The organism is Actinomadura sp. DC4 (assembly GCF_030406325.1).
Taxonomy (GTDB): domain Bacteria; phylum Actinomycetota; class Actinomycetes; order Streptosporangiales; family Streptosporangiaceae; genus Actinoallomurus.
Genome location: NZ_JAUEQY010000004.1, coordinates 66,073 through 85,327 on the forward strand (window position 1 = coordinate 66,073; position 19,255 = coordinate 85,327).

General features: G+C 69.6%; 16 protein-coding genes and 1 pseudogene. 12 read left to right on the plus strand and 5 right to left on the minus strand.

Annotation, left to right across the window (positions count from 1 at the left end; translation table 11 throughout):
* Positions 1 to 81 precede the first annotated feature (81 nt).
* Both QWU11_RS07650 and QWU11_RS07655 read left to right on the plus strand, forming a co-directional pair.
* Positions 82 to 2,895, plus strand: a complete 2,814-nt coding sequence (locus QWU11_RS07650) for a bifunctional glycosyltransferase family 2 protein/CDP-glycerol:glycerophosphate glycerophosphotransferase (protein WP_290104341.1) — start codon at positions 82 to 84, stop codon at positions 2,893 to 2,895.
* Positions 2,888 to 3,973 (plus strand): glycosyltransferase, encoded by a 1,086-nt coding sequence (locus QWU11_RS07655; protein WP_290104342.1) that lies wholly within the window; start codon positions 2,888 to 2,890, stop codon positions 3,971 to 3,973. The genes QWU11_RS07650 and QWU11_RS07655 overlap by 8 nt, the downstream gene beginning before the upstream one ends.
* A 3-nt stretch (positions 3,974 to 3,976) precedes the next feature.
* Here the strand turns inward: QWU11_RS07655 and QWU11_RS07660 are convergent, their stop codons facing one another.
* A complete protein-coding gene (locus QWU11_RS07660) occupies positions 3,977 to 4,378 on the minus strand; it encodes a luciferase family protein (RefSeq protein ID WP_290104343.1) in 402 nt (133 codons plus the stop codon).
* A 130-nt stretch (positions 4,379 to 4,508) separates the two neighbouring features.
* Here QWU11_RS07660 and QWU11_RS07665 point away from each other — a divergent pair, with 130 nt between their 5' ends.
* Together QWU11_RS07665 and QWU11_RS07670 are read left to right on the plus strand one after the other, a co-directional pair.
* The gene (locus QWU11_RS07665; RefSeq protein WP_290104344.1) at positions 4,509 to 5,423 is read left to right on the plus strand and encodes a threonine/serine dehydratase; all 915 of its coding nucleotides are present in this window, start codon (positions 4,509 to 4,511) and stop codon (positions 5,421 to 5,423) included.
* A 30-nt stretch (positions 5,424 to 5,453) separates the two neighbouring features.
* A complete protein-coding gene (locus QWU11_RS07670; protein ID WP_290104345.1) occupies positions 5,454 to 6,035 on the plus strand; it encodes a Uma2 family endonuclease in 582 nt (193 codons plus the stop codon).
* On the opposite strand, the gene QWU11_RS07675 is transcribed toward QWU11_RS07670, so the two are convergent.
* On the minus strand, positions 6,032 to 7,012 hold the full coding sequence (locus QWU11_RS07675) for a magnesium transporter CorA family protein (protein WP_290104346.1): 981 nt from the start codon (positions 7,010 to 7,012) through the stop codon (positions 6,032 to 6,034). The genes QWU11_RS07670 and QWU11_RS07675 overlap by 4 nt on opposite strands.
* Positions 7,003 to 8,565: a phospholipid carrier-dependent glycosyltransferase gene (locus tag QWU11_RS07680; RefSeq protein ID WP_290104677.1), complete on the minus strand. Its 1,563-nt coding sequence runs from the start codon at positions 8,563 to 8,565 to the stop codon at positions 7,003 to 7,005. The genes QWU11_RS07675 and QWU11_RS07680 overlap by 10 nt, the downstream gene beginning before the upstream one ends.
* Positions 8,566 to 8,678: 113 nt before the next feature.
* Between QWU11_RS07680 and rsmI the strand changes: the two genes are divergently transcribed.
* The gene (gene rsmI, locus QWU11_RS07685; protein WP_290104347.1) at positions 8,679 to 9,536 is read left to right on the plus strand and encodes a 16S rRNA (cytidine(1402)-2'-O)-methyltransferase; all 858 of its coding nucleotides are present in this window, start codon (positions 8,679 to 8,681) and stop codon (positions 9,534 to 9,536) included.
* Positions 9,537 to 9,654: 118 nt separating this feature from the next.
* On the plus strand, positions 9,655 to 9,942 hold the full coding sequence (locus QWU11_RS07690) for a hypothetical protein (RefSeq protein WP_290104348.1): 288 nt from the start codon (positions 9,655 to 9,657) through the stop codon (positions 9,940 to 9,942).
* Between the two features lie 17 nt (positions 9,943 to 9,959).
* Here the strand turns inward: QWU11_RS07690 and QWU11_RS07695 are convergent, their stop codons facing one another.
* Positions 9,960 to 11,696, minus strand: a complete 1,737-nt coding sequence (locus tag QWU11_RS07695; RefSeq protein ID WP_290104349.1) for a hypothetical protein — start codon at positions 11,694 to 11,696, stop codon at positions 9,960 to 9,962.
* Positions 11,697 to 11,909: 213 nt separating this feature from the next.
* On the opposite strand from QWU11_RS07695, the gene QWU11_RS07700 reads away from it, so the two are divergent.
* The 6 genes and pseudogenes from QWU11_RS07700 (at position 11,910) to QWU11_RS07720 (ending at position 18,620) form a co-directional block, all read left to right on the plus strand.
* Entirely contained in the window at positions 11,910 to 13,211 is a 1,302-nt protein-coding gene (locus QWU11_RS07700) for a glycosyltransferase family 2 protein (RefSeq protein ID WP_290104350.1), read from the plus strand.
* Between the two features lie 126 nt (positions 13,212 to 13,337).
* Positions 13,338 to 13,550 (plus strand): annotated as a pseudogene (locus QWU11_RS47255) (sigma factor); the annotation flags it as partial.
* A 164-nt stretch (positions 13,551 to 13,714) separates the two neighbouring features.
* The gene (locus tag QWU11_RS07705; RefSeq protein ID WP_290104678.1) at positions 13,715 to 14,833 is read left to right on the plus strand and encodes a CU044_5270 family protein; all 1,119 of its coding nucleotides are present in this window, start codon (positions 13,715 to 13,717) and stop codon (positions 14,831 to 14,833) included.
* 234 nt (positions 14,834 to 15,067) lie between these two features.
* Positions 15,068 to 15,949: a CDP-alcohol phosphatidyltransferase family protein gene (locus tag QWU11_RS07710; RefSeq protein WP_290104351.1), complete on the plus strand. Its 882-nt coding sequence runs from the start codon at positions 15,068 to 15,070 to the stop codon at positions 15,947 to 15,949.
* A gap of 71 nt (positions 15,950 to 16,020) precedes the next feature.
* Positions 16,021 to 17,811 carry a methionine--tRNA ligase gene (gene metG, locus QWU11_RS07715; RefSeq protein ID WP_290104352.1) on the plus strand — a complete coding sequence of 597 codons (1,791 nt, stop codon included), beginning with the start codon at positions 16,021 to 16,023 and terminating at the stop codon, positions 17,809 to 17,811.
* Positions 17,808 to 18,620 carry a TatD family hydrolase gene (locus QWU11_RS07720; protein ID WP_290104353.1) on the plus strand — a complete coding sequence of 271 codons (813 nt, stop codon included), beginning with the start codon at positions 17,808 to 17,810 and terminating at the stop codon, positions 18,618 to 18,620. Before metG ends, QWU11_RS07720 begins: the two co-directional genes overlap by 4 nt.
* On the opposite strand, the gene QWU11_RS07725 is transcribed toward QWU11_RS07720, so the two are convergent.
* Complete coding sequence (locus tag QWU11_RS07725; RefSeq protein WP_290104354.1) at positions 18,583 to 19,209, minus strand: hypothetical protein; 627 nt, start codon at positions 19,207 to 19,209, stop codon at positions 18,583 to 18,585. The two genes, QWU11_RS07720 and QWU11_RS07725, sit on opposite strands and share 38 nt — an antisense overlap.
* Between the last annotated feature and the right edge of the window lie 46 nt (positions 19,210 to 19,255).

The following is a 19,255-nucleotide window of genomic DNA, read 5'->3' on the forward strand; positions in this document are numbered from 1 at the left end:
GCGCGATCGTTCGATGACCTGAGTTCGTACCCGTCTGATGCGGGCATTTCGTCCTGAAGGAAAGCGCGAGGGGTTTCCTCTATGACAGACGTCAGCGTGGTCGTCATCGTGTACAACGATGCCGATCGCCTGCCGGCCGCGGTGCGTTCCGTGCTCGACCAGTCCCATCGCGACGTCGAGGCCGTGATCGTCGACGACGCCAGCACTGACGCCACGGCCGCGGTGGCCGACGGGCTCGCCGCCGCCGAGCCCGCCCGCGTCCGGGTGATCCACCGCACGGCCAACTCCGGCGGCTGCGGGCAGCCGCGCAACGACGGCATCGCCGAGGCGCACGGCACGTACCTGATGTTCCTCGACAGCGACGACACGCTCGACCGGCACGCCTGCCGGAACCTGGTCGCCGCGGCGGAGGAGAACGAGGCCGAACTCGTCTCCGGCTGCTGCTGGCGCGTCTTCCCCGACAAGGGTGAGGAGCGGGCCTGGTACCGCGGCGTCTACCGCGAGCGGGGCGTGTACGCCTCGGTGCGGGAGCGTCCCGAGCTGCTGTACGACACGCTGTCGACCAACAAGCTCTACCGCCGCGACTTCCTCGACCGCGAGGGCCTGCGGTTCGTGGAGCGCCTGCACTACGAGGACCTGCTGTTCAGCACGCAGGCCTACCTCGCCGCCCGCAAGATCGCGATCATCCCGCACCGCGTCTACAACTGGATGATCTACGAGAACCGGCGGTCGATCACCAACCAGCGGGCCGAGCTGCGCAACTTCTCCGACCGATTGGAGATCTTCCGGCGCATCGACGCGGTGTACGCGCGGTACGAGGCCGGCGACCTCAAGCTGTCCAAAGACGTGAAGTTCCTCAACCACGACCTGCTGCTGTACGTCCGCGGCCTGCGCAGCCGCGACCGCGCCTACCGCGAGGCGTTCCTCTCCCTGGCGCGGGAGTACCTCGCGACCATCGACCCGCGGGCGTACGGCGAGGCCCACGAGATCCAGGCGATCATCGGTTTCATGGTCGCCCGGGGCGACTACGAGGGCGCCATCAGCGGCGCGGACTTCGCCGGGAAGGGCAAGACGGGCCGGCCGCGGCTGACCGCGTCGCTCGTCGAGCGCGACGGCCGTATCTACTGGTCCGCCGACCACCTCGACACCGAGGAGGGGCGCCGCGTCCTCGACGTCACCGAACTCGGCATCCACTCGCTGCCGCTGAAGTCGCTGAACCCGGGCGGCCGGGTCACCGGGATGGAGCGCGCCGGGCGCGTCCTGCGGCTCACCGGCGACGTCGTCAACCCGCTGAACCGCATCCGCGCCGACGCCCCGATCAGCGCCCGGCTGGAGTTCCGCGACCGCAGCCGTACCGGGCGGTTCTTCGCCGTCCCCGCCGAGGTGACGCCCGCGGCCGGCCGGCTGCGGTGGAGCGCCGAGGTCGTGCCGGGGCGCGACGTGCGCCCGCTCGGCTTCGTCGACCAGAGCTGGGGCCTGCGCCTCCGGCTGAGAACGGGCGGCGAGGAGCTGTTCATCCGGCTCTTCGCCGACGACCCGATGGACTTGTCGGTGCCGGTACGGCCGCGGCTGACCCGCCTGGCCGGCGACCACTTCGAGGCGTACGTCCCGGAAAGCGGCGAGATGGCCTTCCGGCTCGTCGCGCACGGCCGCGTCGGGCGGGCCACGCTCGCGGCGCTGCGGAGGCTCACCGCCACCGGGCGCGGCCGGCGCTGGTGGACGGCGCTGCTCCGCGCCGAGCGGCGGTGGCGGGGCGTCTTCACCCGGCGTACGACCAAACTCGCCGTCTACAACCGGCTGCTCGTCCGGCTGCCGATCCGGCGTGACGCGATCGTGTTCGAGAGCCACCTGGGCAAGCAGTACTCCGACAGCCCGAAGTACATCTACGAAGAACTCCGCAGGTCCGGCGCGAAGTACACCGCGATCTGGTCCTACGCCAAGAACCCGGACGGTTTCCCCGAGGGCGCCAAGCTGGTCCGGCGCGGCTCCTGGCCGTACTACCTGGCGCTGGCGCGCGCCGGCCACTGGGTGGACAACCAGGGTTTTCCTCCGGACGCGGTCAAACGCCCGCAGACGACCTACATCCAGACCTGGCACGGCTCGGCGTACAAGCGGATGGGGTTCGACCAGCCGCAGGTCAAACGGAGCACGAAGAGCCGGCGTGCCCGTTTCCAGCGGACCGTCGACCGCTACGACGCCTTCCTGATCCGTTCCGAGCACGACGCGCGCACCCTGGCCAAGGGCCTCGGCGTCCGCGCGGAGCTGATCCGCAGCGGCTATCCGCGCAACGACGCCCTGGTCAACGGCGCCGACACGGCGAAGCTGTCCGCCCGGCTCCAGCTCGACGGCCGCAGAGTCGTGCTGTACGCGCCGACCTTCCGCGCCGGTCCGAACGGCAAGGCCGGTAAGCGGTTCGAGATGCCCTTCGACCTGGAGGAGTTCGCCGCCGAACTCGGCGAGACGCACATCCTCCTCGTGCGGCCGCACTACCTCAACAGCGCGGTGGTGCCACCGAGCCTGCGCGGCGTCGTCCGCGACGTCACGGCGGTCCACGACGTCACGTCGCTACTGCTCCTCGCGGACGCGCTCGTCACCGACTACTCCTCCCTGATGTTCGACTACGCCCTGCTCGACCGCCCGATGGTCTTCTTCGCCCCCGACCTGGAGGACTACGCCCGCACCCGCGGCACCTACTTCGACCTGCGGCAGGAGGCGCCCGGCCCGGTCGTGACCGAGCCGGACGAACTCTTCGGCACCCTCGCCGACCTCGACGGTCTCGCCGCCGCGTACGCGAAACAGCGGCGGGGGTTCGCCGAGCGCTACGGGGAATACGACCGGGGTACCGCCGCGAAGCAGATCGTCGACCGTTTCTTCACCGGAGAGCGCGATGCGTGACATCTTCATCGTCTGCAACAACCACGAGGAGCTCGGCGGCCTGCAGCGATGGGTGCACCACGTCGGGCGGCTGTTCGCGGGGCAGGGGCACCGCGTGCACGTGATCGGCGTGACGCACGCCGAGGAGCCGCACGATCACGGCCGCGGCCTCCCGTACGACCTGACCGTGCTGCACGGCGCGCCGCCTCCCCGCGGGCCGCGGCGTCGCTGGGCACAGCACCGGGGCGCGGCCACGCTGAGCCGGCTGTTCCGGGCGGCCCGGCCGGGCGGTGTGATCATCGCCGCGCAGGTCTGGGCGATGGAGTGGGTGGCGCTGGCCGACACGGCGGGCATGCCGGTCATCGGGATGAGCCACGAGTCGTACCAGGCGACCAAGGCCTCCTCCCGCTACGAGCGGGTGAAGCGCTACTTCGCGGACACGCACCGCTTCCTCGTGCTGAGCACCGCCGACGCCGACTCCTGGGCCCGCGACCAGATGTCCAACGCCGACTTCATGCCGAACCCGCTGCACGTCACGCCGTCGGCCTACCCCGACCTGTCCCGGCCCGTGGTCGAACTCCTCGGCCGGCTGTCCTTCGAGAAGGGGCAGGACATGATGCTGGAGGCGTGGGCGGAGGTCACGGGGCGGTTCCCGGACTGGCGGCTGCGGCTGTACGGGTCCGGGCCAGAGGAGGAGGCGCTGCACCGGCAGGCCGAGGAGCTGGGCCTGACCGGGACCGTGGAGTTCAGAGGGATGACCACCGACGTCGAGGGCGCGCTGAACGAGGCGTCGATCTTCGCGCTGTCCTCGCGGGTGGAGGGCTTCCCGATGTCGGTCATGGAGGCGATGGCGTACGGGCTGCCGACGGTGGCCTTCGACTGCGCGCCGGGAGTACGGGAGCTGATCACCCACGAGTCCGACGGGCTGATCGTGCAGCCGGGCAACACGATGGCGTTCGCCGAGGAGCTCGCGCGGCTGATGGGGGACGAGGGCCTGCGCGCCAAGCTGGGCGGTCAGGCGCGCTCCTCGGTCCAGCGGTTCTCCGCCGACATGGTCATCGACCGCTGGGAGCGGATGTTCGAGCTGGTCGATCGCTGAGTGTCAGGTCCAGGGGACACGCGGCCTCGCGCGCGGGCGATCGCGCTCCCACGTGCACGGCCGGGGCGGTTTCGGCTCCTCGGCCGCGCGGATCGCCAGACTCGTCAGGCTGATCAGGATGGCACCCGCCGTGTCGGTGTCGAGTAAGACGGTCACCCATTCGTCGCCGTGCCGTACGAGGACCTGGCCGCTCTCGGCGAGCACCGTGTCCAACCGCTCGACGAACCCGAGCGAAAGGCGCAGATCGGCTTCCTCGCCCGTGTGCAGATGAAGGATCTCACCGCCGTGGAAGCTGAAACTCCGCCCGGTACCGCAGGAGGAACGGCCGGTCTCCAGACCTGGCCACGTCACCAGTTGCGCGGCCACCCGCTCGGCCGCGCTCCGGCCCTTCGCGGAGCCCGCCACGGCACCAGCATCGCGTGCCACGCTCTTTCTTCAAAAGAGCCCGCATCCCAATTGTTATGACTGGACTTCGTCATTTTTCCCCTGGTGGCCATCGCGGCGACGTCCTTACGCGGGCCGGTACCGTGGATGGGTGATCTCTCGTGATGACGTCGAGGCGGCCCAGGCCAGGATCGGTTCCCGGGTGCTCCGGACGCCCGTCGTACGGCTGGACGGGCTGTGGCTGAAGCTGGAGCAGCTCCAGCACACCGGTTCCTTCAAAGCGCGGGGGGCCTTCAACCGTGTCCTGGAGGCGTCCTCGCGGGGCGCCGTCCCTTCGGCGGGCGTGATCGCCGCGTCGGGAGGCAACGCGGGCCTCGCCGTCGCGTACGTGGCCCGCGAGCTGGGCGTTCCCGCGGAGGTGTACGTCCCGGAGACCGCCCCCGCGCTCAAGGTCGCCCGCCTGCGCGCGCTGGGCGCGTCCGTACGCCAGGTCGGCCGCGAGTACGCCGACGCGTACGAGGCCGCGACGAAGCGCGCCGCCGACTCCGGAGCGCTCTTCTGCCATCCGTACGACCAGGCCGAGGTGTGCGCGGGCCAGGGGACGCTGGCCCTGGAGCTGGAGGAACAGACCGGTGGAGTCGACACGGTGCTCGTCTCGGTGGGCGGAGGAGGCCTGATGGCCGGCATCGCGGCGGCCCTGGAGGACCGGGCGCGGGTCGTGGCGGTCGAGCCGGAGAACTGCCCGTCGTTCCACGCGGCCCTGGCGGCGGGCGAACCGGTGGACGCGGAGGTGTCGGGCGTGGCCGCCGACTCTCTGGGCGCCCGCCGTGCGGGCGAGATCCCGTTCGCGGTGGCCCGCCGAACGGGCGTGCGCTCGCTGCTGGTGAGCGACGAGGATGTGGTCGAGGCCCGGCGAGCGCTGTGGGCGGACCATCACCTGGTGGTCGAACACGGCACGGCCGCGGCCTACGCCGTCCTGCTGACGGGAGCCTACGAACCCTCACCCGGCGAGCGCGTCGCCGTCATCTGCTGCGGCGCCAACACCGACCCGGCCGATCTCGCCTGACTCCGCCGGCGCGCATGGCAGGCTTGTGACATGCGTGACGCGCCGGTGGAACACCCGAGCTTCACACCTCCGGCCGGCGGACTCACCGCCGGGGACCTGGACCGGATCCCGGGGCTACCCCGGCACACCGAGCTGATCGACGGCGCCCTGGTCTTCCGAACTCCGCAGAACGCCTTCCACACGGTCACCGTCTCCCTGCTGGTCTTCGGCATCCGCGACCATGTCCCGCCCGGCCTTCGCGTACGCCGCGAGATGACGGTCACTCTGGCGAAGCGGCAACGGCCGGAGCCTGACGTGCTCGTCGTCCGGGAGGAAGCCGTCACCGGCCTCGACCAGACCGACCACGCGGCCGCGGACGTTCTCTTGGCGGCCGAGGTGGTCTCGCCGGACTCGGCGGTTCGCGATCGGGAGCGGAAGCCCCGGCTCTGTGCCGAGGCCGGGATACCGCACTTGTGGCGCGTGGAGAACGTCGCGGACCGTCCGGCGGTGCACGTCTATGAGCTGGATCCGGCGACCAGGGTGTACTCGCTCACCGGTATTCATCATGACCGGTTGGAGCTCACGGTTCCGTTCGACATCGACATCGATCTCACGGAGATCGACGAACTCTAGAGCCAGTCGCGTTTCTTGAAGACGGCGTACAGGGCCAGTGCGGTGCCCACCAGGATGACGACGCTGACCACGAAGCCCCAGTGCTTCTCATAGCCCGGGTACGGGACGTTCTGCCCGTAGAAGCCCGTCACCGCCGTCGGTACCGCGATCACGGCAGCCCAGCCGGTCAGTTTCTTCATCACCTGGTTCAGGTGGTTGCCCTGCAGGGCGATGCGGGTCTCCTGCAGGCTCGTCACCACGTCGCGCAGGCTCTCCGTCCACTCCGTGGCGCGCAGCACATGGTCGTAGACGTCCTGGAAGTACGGCGTCATCTCCTCCGGCACGACCTTCAGGTCGCGGCGGAGGAGTGTGTTGACGACCTCCCGCATCGGCAACACGACCCGGCGCAGCAGGGTGAGGCTCTTGCGCAGGCGGTAGGAGCGGTGCTGGGCGTCGCGGCCGGGCACCTCGTCGGCGAACAGCCGCTCCTCCAGGCCGTCGATCGCGGTGTCCAGTGACTGCACCGTGTCGAAGTGGCCGTCCACGATGAGGTCGAGCAGGCCGTGCAGGAGGTAGGACACACCGTGTTTCGCCAGGTCGGGGGATGCGTCCCACTGCTTCACCAGCGCGTCGGTGTCGAAGTCCTCATCACCGCGTACGGTCACCAGCGCGCGTTCGGTGATGAAGGCGGAGATCTCGTGGGTGGTCAGCTGGCCGTTCTCGTCGCTCAGCTCCACGGAGTAGGCGTTGAGGAAGAGGTAGTCCTCGTAACGGTCGAGCTTCGGCCGCTCGTGGTGGCTGACCGCGTCCTCGACCGCGAGCGGGTCCAGGCCGAACTCCTCGGTGATGACCCGCAGGCCCTCGTCGTCCGGGGCGCACAGGTCGAGCCACACGATCGTGTCGGGCTCGGCGAGATAGTCGCTGAGCTCGGCCACCGGGAAGTTCTCCTTCTCCAGCTTTCCGGCGCGCCATACGCGGGTGCGGGCGTCTAGATCCATGAGTCGAACCACATCCGCGCGTGCCAGGCGTCATAGGGAATGATCTGGCCCGCGAGCACGGGATAGAGGTAGTAGAAGTTGGCCAGCACGATGAGGACGTACGCTCCGGCGGCGGCGGCGCCGAAGACGCGTCTGGCCGGCAGCGCGTCGGCCGGGCCGACGATCATGCCGATCACCAGCACGATCGACAGGACCATGAACGGCAGCATCGGGGTGGCGTAGAACAGGAACATCGTGCGATGGTCGAAGCCGAAGTAGAACCACGGCAGCCACCCGGCCAGGAAACCGGCGAGGGTCGCGCCGGCCCGCCAGTCGCGCTGCACCAGCCACCATCCGGCCACGACGAGCAACGTGATGATCGAGACCCACCAGATGGCGGGCGTGCCGATGCCGAGGACCTCACGCGAGCACTTGCTCGCGCCGCAGCCCGACGGCTCGGTGTAGAAGAACGCGACCGGGCGTTTCAGCACCATCCAGTTCCACGGCCAGGACTGGTAGTCGTGCTTCACCGTGAGCGTCGTGTGGAAGTGCCACATCTGCTGGTGGTACTCCCACAGCCGCGGCATCGCCTGGACGAACGCGGTGATCGGGTTGCCCGAGACCTTGCCGCGCCCCCAGCCGCCCGCGTTGAAGATCCAGCCGCTCCACCACGCGAGGTAGGTGACGCCGCTCAGCACCACCATCGAGAAGAACGCCGGTATCGCGTCGAGCACGAACCCGCCGGCGTACGGCTGGCGCACTCCGGCCGCGCGCCGCGCGCCGATGTCCCAGATGACGACCATGAGGCCGAAGGCCGCGATGTAGTAGATCCCGGTCCACTTGGTCGCGACGGCCGTTCCCAGGCAGAGCCCGGCGGCGAGGCGCCACCAGTGCATGACGAACGGGCCGAGTGCGCTGTCGTTGCCGGTCGCCTGCACCTTGGCCGCGAGAGCGTCGCGGGTCTTGTCGCGGTCGATCACCAGGCAGGCGAACCCGGCCAGGATCCAGAACATCACGAAGATGTCCAGGATCGCGGTACGGCTCGTCACCAGGTGCATGCCGTCGACCGCGAGCAGCAGGCCGGCGGCGGAGCCCAGCAGCGTCGAGCGGGTCATCCGCCGCGCCACCCGGGCCAGGATCAGCACCGAGAGCGTGCCGATCAGCGCGGCGGAGAACCGCCAGCCGAAGGGGTTCATGCCGAACGTCCACTCGCCGATGGCGATCAGCCACTTGCCGGCGGGCGGGTGGGCGACGAAGCTGCCGCCGTCGGCCCAGATGTGGTAGTTCGGCGGGTGTTGGAGCAGGAGCTTGTCGGCGTCCTTGACCGTGTTGCGCTCGTACCCGAACTTCAGCAGGGCATAGGCGTCTTTGGCGTAGTAAGTCTCATCAAAGATCACGGCCCGCGGCTTGGCCACCTCGTAGAACCGCAGCACACCCGCGAACAGCGTCACGAGGAGGGGGCCGATCCACCCCATCAGTCTGCTGCCCGGAATCGCCGGCGCCAGCCACTGGCGCAACGATGGCGGGCGCTTGTCGCGCTGGGACTGGGGTGCTGCCGGTTCGAGCCCTGTCATCGCCACCACCCCGACATCGTACGGGGGGAAACCGGGCCGATCGTGCACTTCGCGCCGCCTGCTCTCGCCGGACCCTCCCCGGCCGGAACCGCGGGCCTGGGACGTGGTCGAAGATGGGTGGTGTGCAAACCACTGGGACGCTGACGCTGGCCGCCGCGCCGATCGGCCGTACGGAAGACGCATCCGAACGCCTTCGCACGGCTCTCGCCGAGGCCGACATCATAGCCGCGGAGGACACGCGCCGGTTGCGCCGCCTCACCGCTGACCTGGGCGTCGACCCCGCCGCGCGGATCGTGTCCTACTACGACGCGAACGAGCGCGCACGCGCCGCCGAGCTGGTGGAACAGCTGCGGGAGGGCCGCGACGTGCTCGTGATCACTGATGCGGGACTGCCGGGCGTCTCCGACCCCGGCTACCGCCTCGTCACCGCCGCGATCGAGGCCGAGGTGCCGGTGACGGTCCTGCCGGGCCCCTCCGCGGTCACGACCGCGCTGGTGATCTCCGGGCTGCCGAGCGACCGCTTCTGCTTCGAGGGGTTCCTGCCGCGCAAGGCGGGAGAGCGCTCGGCGCGGCTCGCCTCCCTCGCGGAGGAGCCCCGCACGATGGTGTTCTTCGAGGCGCCTCACCGGCTGACCGCCGCGCTGGAGGCGATGGCCGCCGCACTCGGCGCGGACCGGCCGGCCGCGGTGTGCCGCGAGCTGACGAAGACGTACGAGGAGGTACGCCGCGGCCCGCTCGGCGAGCTGGCCGTGTGGTCCGCGGACGGCGTGCGCGGTGAGATCACGGTCGTCGTCGGGGGCGCGCCGGAACGCTCGGGCGACGCGGACCTGGGTGAGCTGGCCGAGGAGGTCGAGCGCCGGGCCAAAGACGGAATACCGCGAAAGCAGGCGATCGGGGAGGTTGCACGTGAACATCGTGTCCAAAAAAGGGTGCTTTATGACGCAGTTATTGCGCGAAAAACCGCACGATGACCATTATTTGACTTAATCTTTACGCAGCTCAGAGGGCTACAAGTGGCGTCAAATGGAGGAAACTCAAGGGCGGGACGTAATCCGGCTCGCCCGGGGGTGACAGGTTATGCACGAATCCATGATCTCGAATGAGACGTGGAAGTACGAGTGCCTCGGCTGCCTGCACGAATGGCAGGAGGAGTTCGAGGTCGGCCGTTCCTCCGACGGCCACGGCGGGGCGGTCGTTCTCTACAGCCGCCTCGGCCAGCGCTGCATCTCACCGTGGGCGGAGCTGTTCTGCCCATCGTGCGGCGGGTACGACGTCAAGATCCTCCCGACCGGCTGGGCCGAGGCGCGGCCGCTCCCGCGGCAGCGCTACGCCGAACTGGAGATGATCTTCCGGCTCCGCCGGCTCCACGCGTACTGAGCCGAAGCCGTCCGCGGTCACGCGGTCACCGTGTCCTTCGCGGACGGCTCGTCCGTCGGCTTCTTCTCCGGTTCGCCGCCGGGGGCGGTCTCGCCGGAGCGGCGCCACCGCAGCATCCGCCCGAGCCGCTCGCGCGGCTCCCGGGTGAAGGTGATGGCCGCGGCGACACAGGCCAGCGGCACGGTCGGCAGGACGTACCGGTAGTCGAACTCGGCCGTCGCCGGCGGCACCAGCAGCAGGCCCGTCGCGGTGATCCAGGGCAGGAACGACTCGCCGCCCCAGCGCCGCCACATCGGGACCATCCCGGCGAGGCCGATGATGAGGATCCCGCCGAGCACCGTGCCGGGCAGGTGGACGCCCTGCTGGTAGGTGCGGATCGTCGACGCGTACGGGTCGATGATGCGGGTGCGCGCGTTGCCGTCCTCGTAGGCGTGCGCCTCGGAGGAGGCCGTACGGTCGCGGCTCATCCGCCAGCTCGGCAGCGCCGCCGACTTTTTCCCGAACTGGTACATCTGGTACGTCGCCTTGTCGGGGAAGACCGTGCGGTGCCAGCGGAACGTGTAGAAGAAGTCCTTCGCGACGACGCGGGCGTAGTCGAGCGGCTGGGCCAGGATCGCCCGCTTGGCGAAGTCGCCCGCGAGCTGGTTCTGGTAGTCGGTGAACCGCTGGGCCGGGATGCGGTGGAACGGCGAGTTGCGGTCCCAGATCGCGTCCTGGGAGAAGGTCAGCGGAGTGTGGGAGGTCTTGCTGTCCTTGCAGAGGGGGTACTCCGAGACCGGCGGCTTCATCTTGTTGCAGTCGGCGAACTCGGTGACCCGCGCGTAGAGGAAGACGCCGCTGCTCGTGGTCATGCCCGGCTTGCCGTACCAGGACCAGAACCAGCCGGCGTACGCGCCGATCGGCAGGGCGCACAGCGCGATCGTGGCGACGAGGACGCGCCAGTTGAACCGCCGGATCAACAGGTAGACGACGATCGCGATCAGTACCGGCTCGCCGACCGTACGGGTCAGCGTGGCGATCCCGAGAAGCAGCCCGACGACGCCACCGATCTTCCAGGTCAGCGCCTTGCCGTGCCACAGCAGGATGGTGACCACCGACACGAGCAGGAACTCGAACGTGATGTCGGACAGGATCAGGTGCTCGAGCTGGATCTGGTACGCGTCGTACAGCAGCGGCACCGTCGCCAGCGCCGCCCCCCAGCCGGGCAGCCCGAACCTCTTGCGCAGCAGCGCGTAGATCATCACCGCGCCGGCCAGCCCCATCAAATGCTGCAGGCCGGCCACCAGGGCGAAACTGTGGAAGGGCTTGAGGATCCACAGGAAGAAGGAGTAGCCGTCCGGCCGGATCGGATGCGGGTACGGCGACATCGCGACGTGGAGATAGTCGAACGAGTCGTTGAACCACGACGCCGGGCGGTAACCCAGCATGGCGAGCATTCGCAGCAGCGTGCCGCCGGCGAGCACGGCGGTGAACGTCTTGTGCCGGCGGACGAGCGCGACGAGACCCGTGACCAGGCCGGTCAGAGACGCGGCGAGGGATCCGAACGAAACGGAATCGAATGAGGGGAGCGAGATCCGGTGGGCGCGCGAGGCGTCCTTCTCGGCCGGTGCGTTCTCTTCTTCGGCCGGTGTTTCTTCGGTCGCGGGCTCAACCCTTGTGACCTGCGATTTCTCCTCGGCGGACGGGTCGGGAGGCACCGGCGACGGCGCCCCCGTCACGGCGGATTCGCCGCCCTGTTCTCCCGCGCTAGTCAAGTCCGACCGACCTCTCTGGACAGCACAGCCCTTATCCTGTATCCCCAGCCTGCCGTCACCCGAGTGCTCCATGTGGAGCCAAAGGTTGCGGCTTTGCAACACGTAGTCGCTCGTCGGCGGGCATCATGGGTAACACACGCCACTTGTCGGAACAATGACGAGGTTAGTCGAAACCCCCAAAGCTCGTGGCAGAGGGGTAATGGAGGACACGACGTGGAACTCTCCGTGGTCATGCCTTGCCTTAACGAGGCGGAGACCGTAGAGACCTGTGTGCGGAAGGCCCTCGGTTCCTTCGCTGAGCACGGCATCGACGGTGAGGTCATCATCGCCGACAACGGCAGCACCGACGGCAGTCAGCAGCTCGCCCGCGAGGCAGGTGCCCGCGTCGTGCCGGTGACCGACAAGGGTTACGGCAACGCCCTCATGGGCGGCATCCGTGCGGCTCGCGGCACGTATGTCGTGATGGGCGACGCCGACGACTCCTATGACTTCACCTCTCTGATGCCGTTCCTCACCGAGCTGCGGGACGGCGCCGACCTGGTCATGGGCAACCGGTTCAAGGGCGGTATCGCGGACGGCGCCATGCCGCCGCTGCACCGCTACCTCGGCAACCCGGTCCTCAGTTTCGTCGGCCGGCTGTTCTTTCGCAGCAAGATCGGTGACTTTCACTGCGGGCTGCGCGGATTCCGCCGCGAGTCGATCCTGCGGCTCGGGCTGCAGACCGGCGGCATGGAGTTCGCCAGCGAGATGGTCGTCCGCTGCACGCTCGCCAAGTACGACGTGCGCGAGGTCCCGACGACGCTGTCCCCGGACGGCCGCACCCGCGCCCCGCACCTCAGCACGTGGCGCGACGGCTGGCGCCATCTGCGGTTCCTCATGCTCTACAGCCCGCGCTGGCTGTTCCTGATCCCCGGTCTGCTCCTCATGACCCTCGGCCTGGTCGGCAGCGTCGCGCTGTCCGCCGGCCCGATCCACGTCGGCGACATCGCCTTCGACGTCGACACCCTCGTCGGCACCTCGGCCATGCTGGTGATCGGCTTCCAGGCCGTGCTGTTCGCGCTGCTGACCAAGGTCTACGCGATGGAGGAGGGCTTCCTCCCGCACGACCGGCGTGTGCAGCGCATCGTCGACTCCTGGAGCCTCGAACGCGGCCTCGTCGTCGGCGGCCTGCTCGCCCTCGCCGGCCTCGTCGGCCTGGTGGCCTCGCTGGTCCACTGGCAAGGTCACAGCTTCGGCGAGCTCGACCCGCGCGACTCGCTCCGCATCGTGATGCCGGCCGCGACCGCGCTGATCATGAGCTTCCAGATGATCTTCGCGTCGCTGTTCGTCAGCATCCTCGCCATCCGCCGCCGCTCCCACCCGCCGGTCATGGACCCGGCCGAGGAGGCCGCGGACGTGGTGGACGCCGCCGTCGTACGGGTGGCGGGCGAGACCAAGACGCTCAAGCTGAAGGTCGACGCCGACCTGAAGGCGGACGCGGACGAGGAGAGCAAGGACCCCGCAGAGACCGCCTGACGATCGTTTCGAAGAGGGCCCCGGCACACGCCGGGGCCCTCTTCGCGTTCGTGGCGCCACGGTGTAAGCGGCGGCCCCGCCGGAGGGACTACTCCGTGTCGACCCCCGAACGGAGAGGACGCGTGCGTGAGCGATCCCGCCGAACGATTCACCGCCCTGTACGACCGCCACTACAGGAGTGTGCTCGGCTACGCGTTGCTGCGGGCCGAGCAGGACGTCGCGGAGGACGTGGTGAGCGAGGTGTTCCTGGTCGCCTGGCGGCGACTGGACGACCTGCCCGACCCGTCGCTGCCATGGCTTCTCGGCGTCGCGCGCAACCTGCTGTACAAGCAGTACGACTCCGGCCGCCGGCGACAGGTGCTCGCCGACCGGATCACGGCGGCCACCAGCAGGGCCGACCTGGCCGACCTGGACGTGGCCGAGCACGTCGTCGAGCGCGAAGCCGTGAAGGCGGCGCTTTCCGCGCTGAATGAGAAGGACGTCGAGGCCATCGTGCTGGCGACCTGGTACGGCCTGTCCCCCGGCGAGGCCGGGCGCGGCGCCGGATCACCGACCTCACCCGCATCACGACCGCCGCGCGCGAACCTGTGGTCGTCCCGACGCGCCGCCGCAGGACCGTGCCGATCCTCGCCGGTGCGGCCGCCGCCGCGCTGGCGGCCGGAGCGATCGCCGTCCCCGCCGTCATGTCCGTGCACGGCAGGGGCCATGGGCCCGCGGTGCCGCCGCGGCCTCTGGACGCGAAGTCGGTCCTGCTGGCCAGCGCCGAGCTCACCGAGCACAGGCCGGCGGCCGCCCACGGGAGCTACTGGTACTCCCAGATCCGTGTCATCAAGCGCGTCAGGCAGCCGGGTGACAACCCGCCGCCCCCGGTCGCGAACGAGATGCCGCGGACCGGCCCGTATTACCCGTTCCGGGCGTACGAGACCGTCACCTGGGAGAACTGGGACCCGTACCAGCAGGGCCGGCCGTCGCGCTCAGTGGACCGGGACGTCAGGATCAGCTTCGCCACTCCCGCCGACAAGGCCGCGTGGCAGCGGGCCGGCTCGCCGCCGCTCGCCGGCACGAAGCCGTTCACCGCCACCGCCCGCTACAACGAGCCGTACCTCGAACTCGGCCCCAAGGGCACGAAGATGGCCGACCTGCCGAAGCTTCCCGACACCGTGGCCGGGCTCGAGAAGCTGGTCCGTGCCGACAGGAAAAGGAACCTTCGGCTGCTGACGAAGTTCCACGCGAAGTCGCAGGAACCGTCCTACCTCCAGAACGTCGTCGACGCCGCGATGGAGATCATCACCTCGCCCGCGCCGCCGAACGTGCGCGCGGCGGCGTACCGGATGCTCGCCGCCCAGCCGGGGATCCGCAGCCTCGGCCAGGTCCGTGACGGGCTCGGCCGGTCCGGAGTGGCGCTGTCCGTACCCGCCCAGGCGCTCGTGTCGCAGCGTGTCCCGAAGAGTGCCCAGCGTGGAGAGGAGCACCTGGTCATCAAGCCCGTGTCGGGGGAGATCCTGGCCAAGGAGTTCCACCCGGTCGGCAGGGACGGCGAGGCCGAGAGCGAGCCCGTCAGTTCCACATTGATCGTCAGGGACGGCTGGACCGACCGGATCGGTGCCGTCCCGCGAAGCTGATCTTTCAGCTGACGGCGACATAGCGGCGACGATCCACCGGCGTCTGAGAGAGGGAACCCGAATCCACGGTCGGGCGAAGTACCGGTGTGAGCGGTGCCGAGCGATTGGTGAGCCGATGTTGAGAGCCCTTTTCGAGCAGATCGCAGCACGTCTCGGTCCCGAACCCGACCTGCATGCGGGCGATGACAGTCACGCACTCGAGACGGATGACGAGGAATACGACGTGGATGAGGCATGGTGAACGCGCGGTTCACACTGGAGGACGTCCGGTCGCGCACGTACAAGGGCCGCGACGCGTGGTGGACCGTCGTGCTCGTCGACCCCCTGGCCGGGCGTCTCGTCCGGTTCACGGCGAACCGGACATCGCTGAGCCCCAACAGCCTGTCGAGCGGGGCCCTGGTCCTCGGGCTCGGCGCGGCCTGGTGTTTCTGGGAGGCCGGCACGAGATGGCTGGTCCTCGGTGCGGTGTTGTACCACCTGAGCTTCGTGCTCGACTGCATGGACGGCAAGATCGCCCGGCTGAAGGGGACCGGCACGGTCTTCGGGAGCTGGCTCGACTATGTCTTCGACCGGGTGCGGGTGCTGATCTGCGCGCTGGCGCTGACGGGCGGCCAGTACGAGGCCACCGGCCGCCCGGAGTACCTGGCGCTCGGCGTGGCGATCGTCTTCCTCGACATGCTGCGCTACCTGGACGCGCTGAAGGTGGCCGCGGCACGCCGGGAGATGCGCTCGCGCCTGCGGGCGGCGCGCGGCGCCGTGGGCGAGGACCGGTTCGTCGAACAGATGCTGCCCGTCCATCCGGACGAGGTCCCCGACGAGGTGGTCCCGCAGGCCATCGATCTTCAGCAGGAGTTCCGGGCGCAGTTCTCCTGGTATCTGAGGGTCCGTGACTGGCTGGCCCGGCGGCGGATCAGGCCGCACCTGGTCAGCGGGATCGAGTTCCAGATGGCCGTCTTCATCATCGGCCCGCTGTGCCAGGCGATCATCCCGGTGACGGCCGTGGCGGGCCTGCTGATGCTGGTCTTCGAGGTGGCGATCATCTACAAGCTCTGGCTTTCGACCCGGGACTTCGCCCGCGCGATGGCCGAGGCCGAGGGGGAGCGCGTCGCGGCGTGAACCGGCGTGCCGGGCGGGGCGGATCGGATATCGGCGTGAGGCATCACGGCATGACCTCTAGGCTTAGAGGCATGTCCAGCCGACACATCCTGACCGCGCCCGCCTGGCCGTACGCCAACGGGCCCCGCCACATCGGGCACGTCTCCGGTTTCGCGCTGCCCTGCGACATGTTCAGCCGCTACCAGCGGATGGCGGGCAACAAGGTCCTGATGGTCAGCGGCACCGACGAGCACGGCACACCGATCCAGGTGCAGGCCGACAAGGAGGGCGTCAGCGCCCGCGAGCTCGCCGACCGCTACAACAAGGTGATCGGCCAGGACCTCCACGGCCTCGGCATGTCCTATGACCTGTTCACCCGGACGACGACGAACAACCACTACGCCGTCGCCCAGGAGATCTTCAGGGGCCTGCACACCAACGGCTACGTCTTCGAGAAGACCACGATGGGCGCGATCTCCCCGTCCACCGGCCGTACGCTGCCCGACCGCTACATCGAGGGCACCTGCCCGATCTGCGGCTATGACGGCGCGCGCGGCGACCAGTGCGACAACTGCGGCAACCAGCTCGACCCGATCGACCTGATCAACCCCAAGAGCCGCATCAACGGCGAGACGCCGAAGTTCGTGGAGACCGAGCACTTCTTCCTCGACCTGCCCGCCTTCTCCGCGACCCTCGGTTCGTGGCTGCAGGGCAAGGAGGGACAGTGGCGGCCGAACGTCTACAAGTTCACCCGCAACCTCCTCGACGACATGCAGCCCCGGCCGATCAGCCGTGACCTGGACTGGGGCGTGCCGGTGCCGCTGCCGGACTGGATCGACCGGCCGGACAAGCGGCTCTACGTCTGGTTCGACGCGGTGATCGGCTACCTCTCGGCCTCGGTCGAGTGGGCCAAGCGCTCGGGCGACCCCGACGCGTGGCGCGCCTGGTGGCAGAGTCCCGACGCCGAGTCCTACTACTTCATGGGCAAGGACAACATCGTCTTCCATTCCGAGATCTGGCCGGCGATGCTGCTCGGCTACGACGGAGAGGGCGACAAGGGCGGCCGGCCGGGCTCCCTCGGCAGGCTCAACCTTCCCTCCGAGGTGGTCGCCTCGGAGTTCCTGACCATGGAGGGGCGCAAGTTCTCCTCCTCGCGCCAGGTCGTGATCTACGTACGTGACTTCCTCGAGCGCTACGACGTCGACGCCCTGCGCTACTACGTCGCGGTCGCCGGCCCGGAGAACCAGGACACCGACTTCACCTGGTCGGAGTTCGTCCGCCGTAACAACGACGAGCTCGTCGCCGCGTGGGGCAATCTGGTCAACCGTTCGGTCTCCTTCGCGGCCAAGAACATCGGTGAGATCCCGGCCGCGGGTGAGCTGACCGACGGCGACCGGGCGATCATGGAGCGCTCGCGCAAGGCGTTCGACGCGGTCGGCGCGGAGCTGGCCCGGTCGCGGTTCAAGAACGCCGTCAGCGAGACCATGCGCACGGTGGCGGAGGCCAACAAGTACCTCTCCGACCAGGCGCCGTGGAAGCTCCGCAACGAGGACCCGGAGCGGATGAAGACGATCCTGCACGTCGCGCTGCAGCTCATCGACGACGCCAAGACACTGCTGACCCCGTTCCTGCCGCGTTCGTCGGACAAGGTCCACAAGCTGCTCGGCGGCGAGGGCGAGTGGAGCGGCATGCCGGAGATCCGCGACGTCGACGAGGACGGCGGTCCCGCCTACCAGGTGCTGACCGGCGACTACGGCACGGCCGCGCGCTGGGAGTCCCAGCCGATCAGGCCGGGCACCCCGCTGGCCCCGCCGAAGCCGCTCTTCGCCAAGCTCGACCCCTCGGTCGTGGACGAGGAGCTGGCCAGGCTCGAGCAGGCATGAGCGACAAGGGACGGGAGGCGGCGCCGCCGCCTCCCGAACCGCTCGCGGCCGAGGTGTTCGACAGCCACTGTCACCTGGACATCCTCAAGACGCCGGTGGCCGAGGTCGTGGCCGCCGGCCGGTCCGTCGGCATCCGCCGGGTCGTCACCGTGGGGTACGACCTGCCCTCCTCGCGCTGGTGCGCGGAGGCGGCCGCCGCCCACGACGACGTCTACGGGGCCGTGGCGATCCACCCCAACGACGCGGGCAACGCCACCGACGAGGTGCTCGCCGAGATCGCCGGCCTGGCCGCGCTGCCGCACGTACGCGCGGTCGGCGAGACCGGGCTCGACTACTACCGCGACTGGGCGGAGGCCGGCGACCAGCAGCGGTCCTTCCGCGCGCACATCGACATCGCCAAGCGCACCGGCAAGGCACTGGTCATCCACGACCGCGACGCGCACGACGACGTCCTGCGCGTCCTTGCCGAGGAGGGCGCACCGGACAATGTCGTCTTCCACTGCTTCTCCGGCGACCGCGCGATGGCCAAGATCTGCGCCGACCGCGGCTACGTCATGAGCTTCGCCGGCAACGTCACCTTCAAGAACGCCGGTGACCTGCGAGAGGCCGCCGAGGTGGCGCCGCCGGACCTCCTGCTCGTGGAGACCGACGCGCCCTACCTCACGCCGGTCCCGTACCGCGGCCGGCCCAACGCGCCCTACCTCGTGCCGCTGACGGTCCGCTGCCTCGCCGAGGTCAAGGGCATCGACCTCGGCGAACTCTGCGGCGCGATCAGTGCGACCGGTGAGCGTGTCTTCGGCCCCTGGTGACCGCGGTCAGCCGCCTCCGTACCGACGCCCGGCAGAGCGCGATCGAGCCGGCGAGCACGGCGGCCATCCCGGCCAGCACGGTCGCCCCGACGTCGCCGCCGGTGAACGGCAGCCGGCCCCGGCGCGGGGCGTGGCCGGGACGTTTCCCGGCGTGAGCCCCGCCGGCGGTCCGGCCGCGGATGACCGACGGCGTACGCGGGTGGCCGTGCCGGCCGGGATGACGCGCTTGCCGCCCGGTACGACCGGTACGACCGGTATGGCCGCCTTGGCCGAACGAGACTCCGCCGGAGTGCCCGCCGTGGTCGGCGTCCAGGGCGACGGACTGGTCGTTGCCCGATCCGGCGAAGGACGAGGGTCCCTCATCACCGGGCGCAGCGCCTGGCTTCGCCGGCGCCGTCGGTGTGACGGTCGGGCTGATGGTCGGCCCGGGAAGCACCTGGAACGTGACCGCGGTGGACCCGGTGGTGGCCCTGAGCTGGTCCGGCGCCGCCCTACGCCGGCCACCCGGATCGGTCGAGGCGATCGCGCCCGGGCACAGGATGAGCCCGCTCCCGATGGCGAGTAGGACGGACAAGCGATGACGCCGCATCGTTCACCCCGTTTGTTTCCGGCTGAGAGCCCGGCCTTCCGTCATT

What these genes read in the sequence shown, in the direction of transcription:
- QWU11_RS07720 (WP_290104353.1), top strand. Translation starts at nt 17,808, where the DNA reads ATGAGCGACAAGGGACGGGAGGCGGCGCCGCCGCCTCCCGAACCGCTC.
- metG (WP_290104352.1), top strand. Translation starts at nt 16,021, where the DNA reads ATGTCCAGCCGACACATCCTGACCGCGCCCGCCTGGCCGTACGCCAAC.
- QWU11_RS07680 (WP_290104677.1), bottom strand. Translation starts at nt 8,565, where the DNA reads ATGACAGGGCTCGAACCGGCAGCACCCCAGTCCCAGCGCGACAAGCGC.
- QWU11_RS07690 (WP_290104348.1), top strand. Translation starts at nt 9,655, where the DNA reads ATGATCTCGAATGAGACGTGGAAGTACGAGTGCCTCGGCTGCCTGCAC.
- QWU11_RS07725 (WP_290104354.1), bottom strand. Translation starts at nt 19,209, where the DNA reads ATGCGGCGTCATCGCTTGTCCGTCCTACTCGCCATCGGGAGCGGGCTC.
- QWU11_RS07650 (WP_290104341.1), top strand. Translation starts at nt 82, where the DNA reads ATGACAGACGTCAGCGTGGTCGTCATCGTGTACAACGATGCCGATCGC.
- QWU11_RS07670 (WP_290104345.1), top strand. Translation starts at nt 5,454, where the DNA reads ATGCGTGACGCGCCGGTGGAACACCCGAGCTTCACACCTCCGGCCGGC.
- QWU11_RS07655 (WP_290104342.1), top strand. Translation starts at nt 2,888, where the DNA reads ATGCGTGACATCTTCATCGTCTGCAACAACCACGAGGAGCTCGGCGGC.
- QWU11_RS07710 (WP_290104351.1), top strand. Translation starts at nt 15,068, where the DNA reads ATGGTGAACGCGCGGTTCACACTGGAGGACGTCCGGTCGCGCACGTAC.
- rsmI (WP_290104347.1), top strand. Translation starts at nt 8,679, where the DNA reads ATGGGTGGTGTGCAAACCACTGGGACGCTGACGCTGGCCGCCGCGCCG.
- QWU11_RS07675 (WP_290104346.1), bottom strand. Translation starts at nt 7,012, where the DNA reads ATGGATCTAGACGCCCGCACCCGCGTATGGCGCGCCGGAAAGCTGGAG.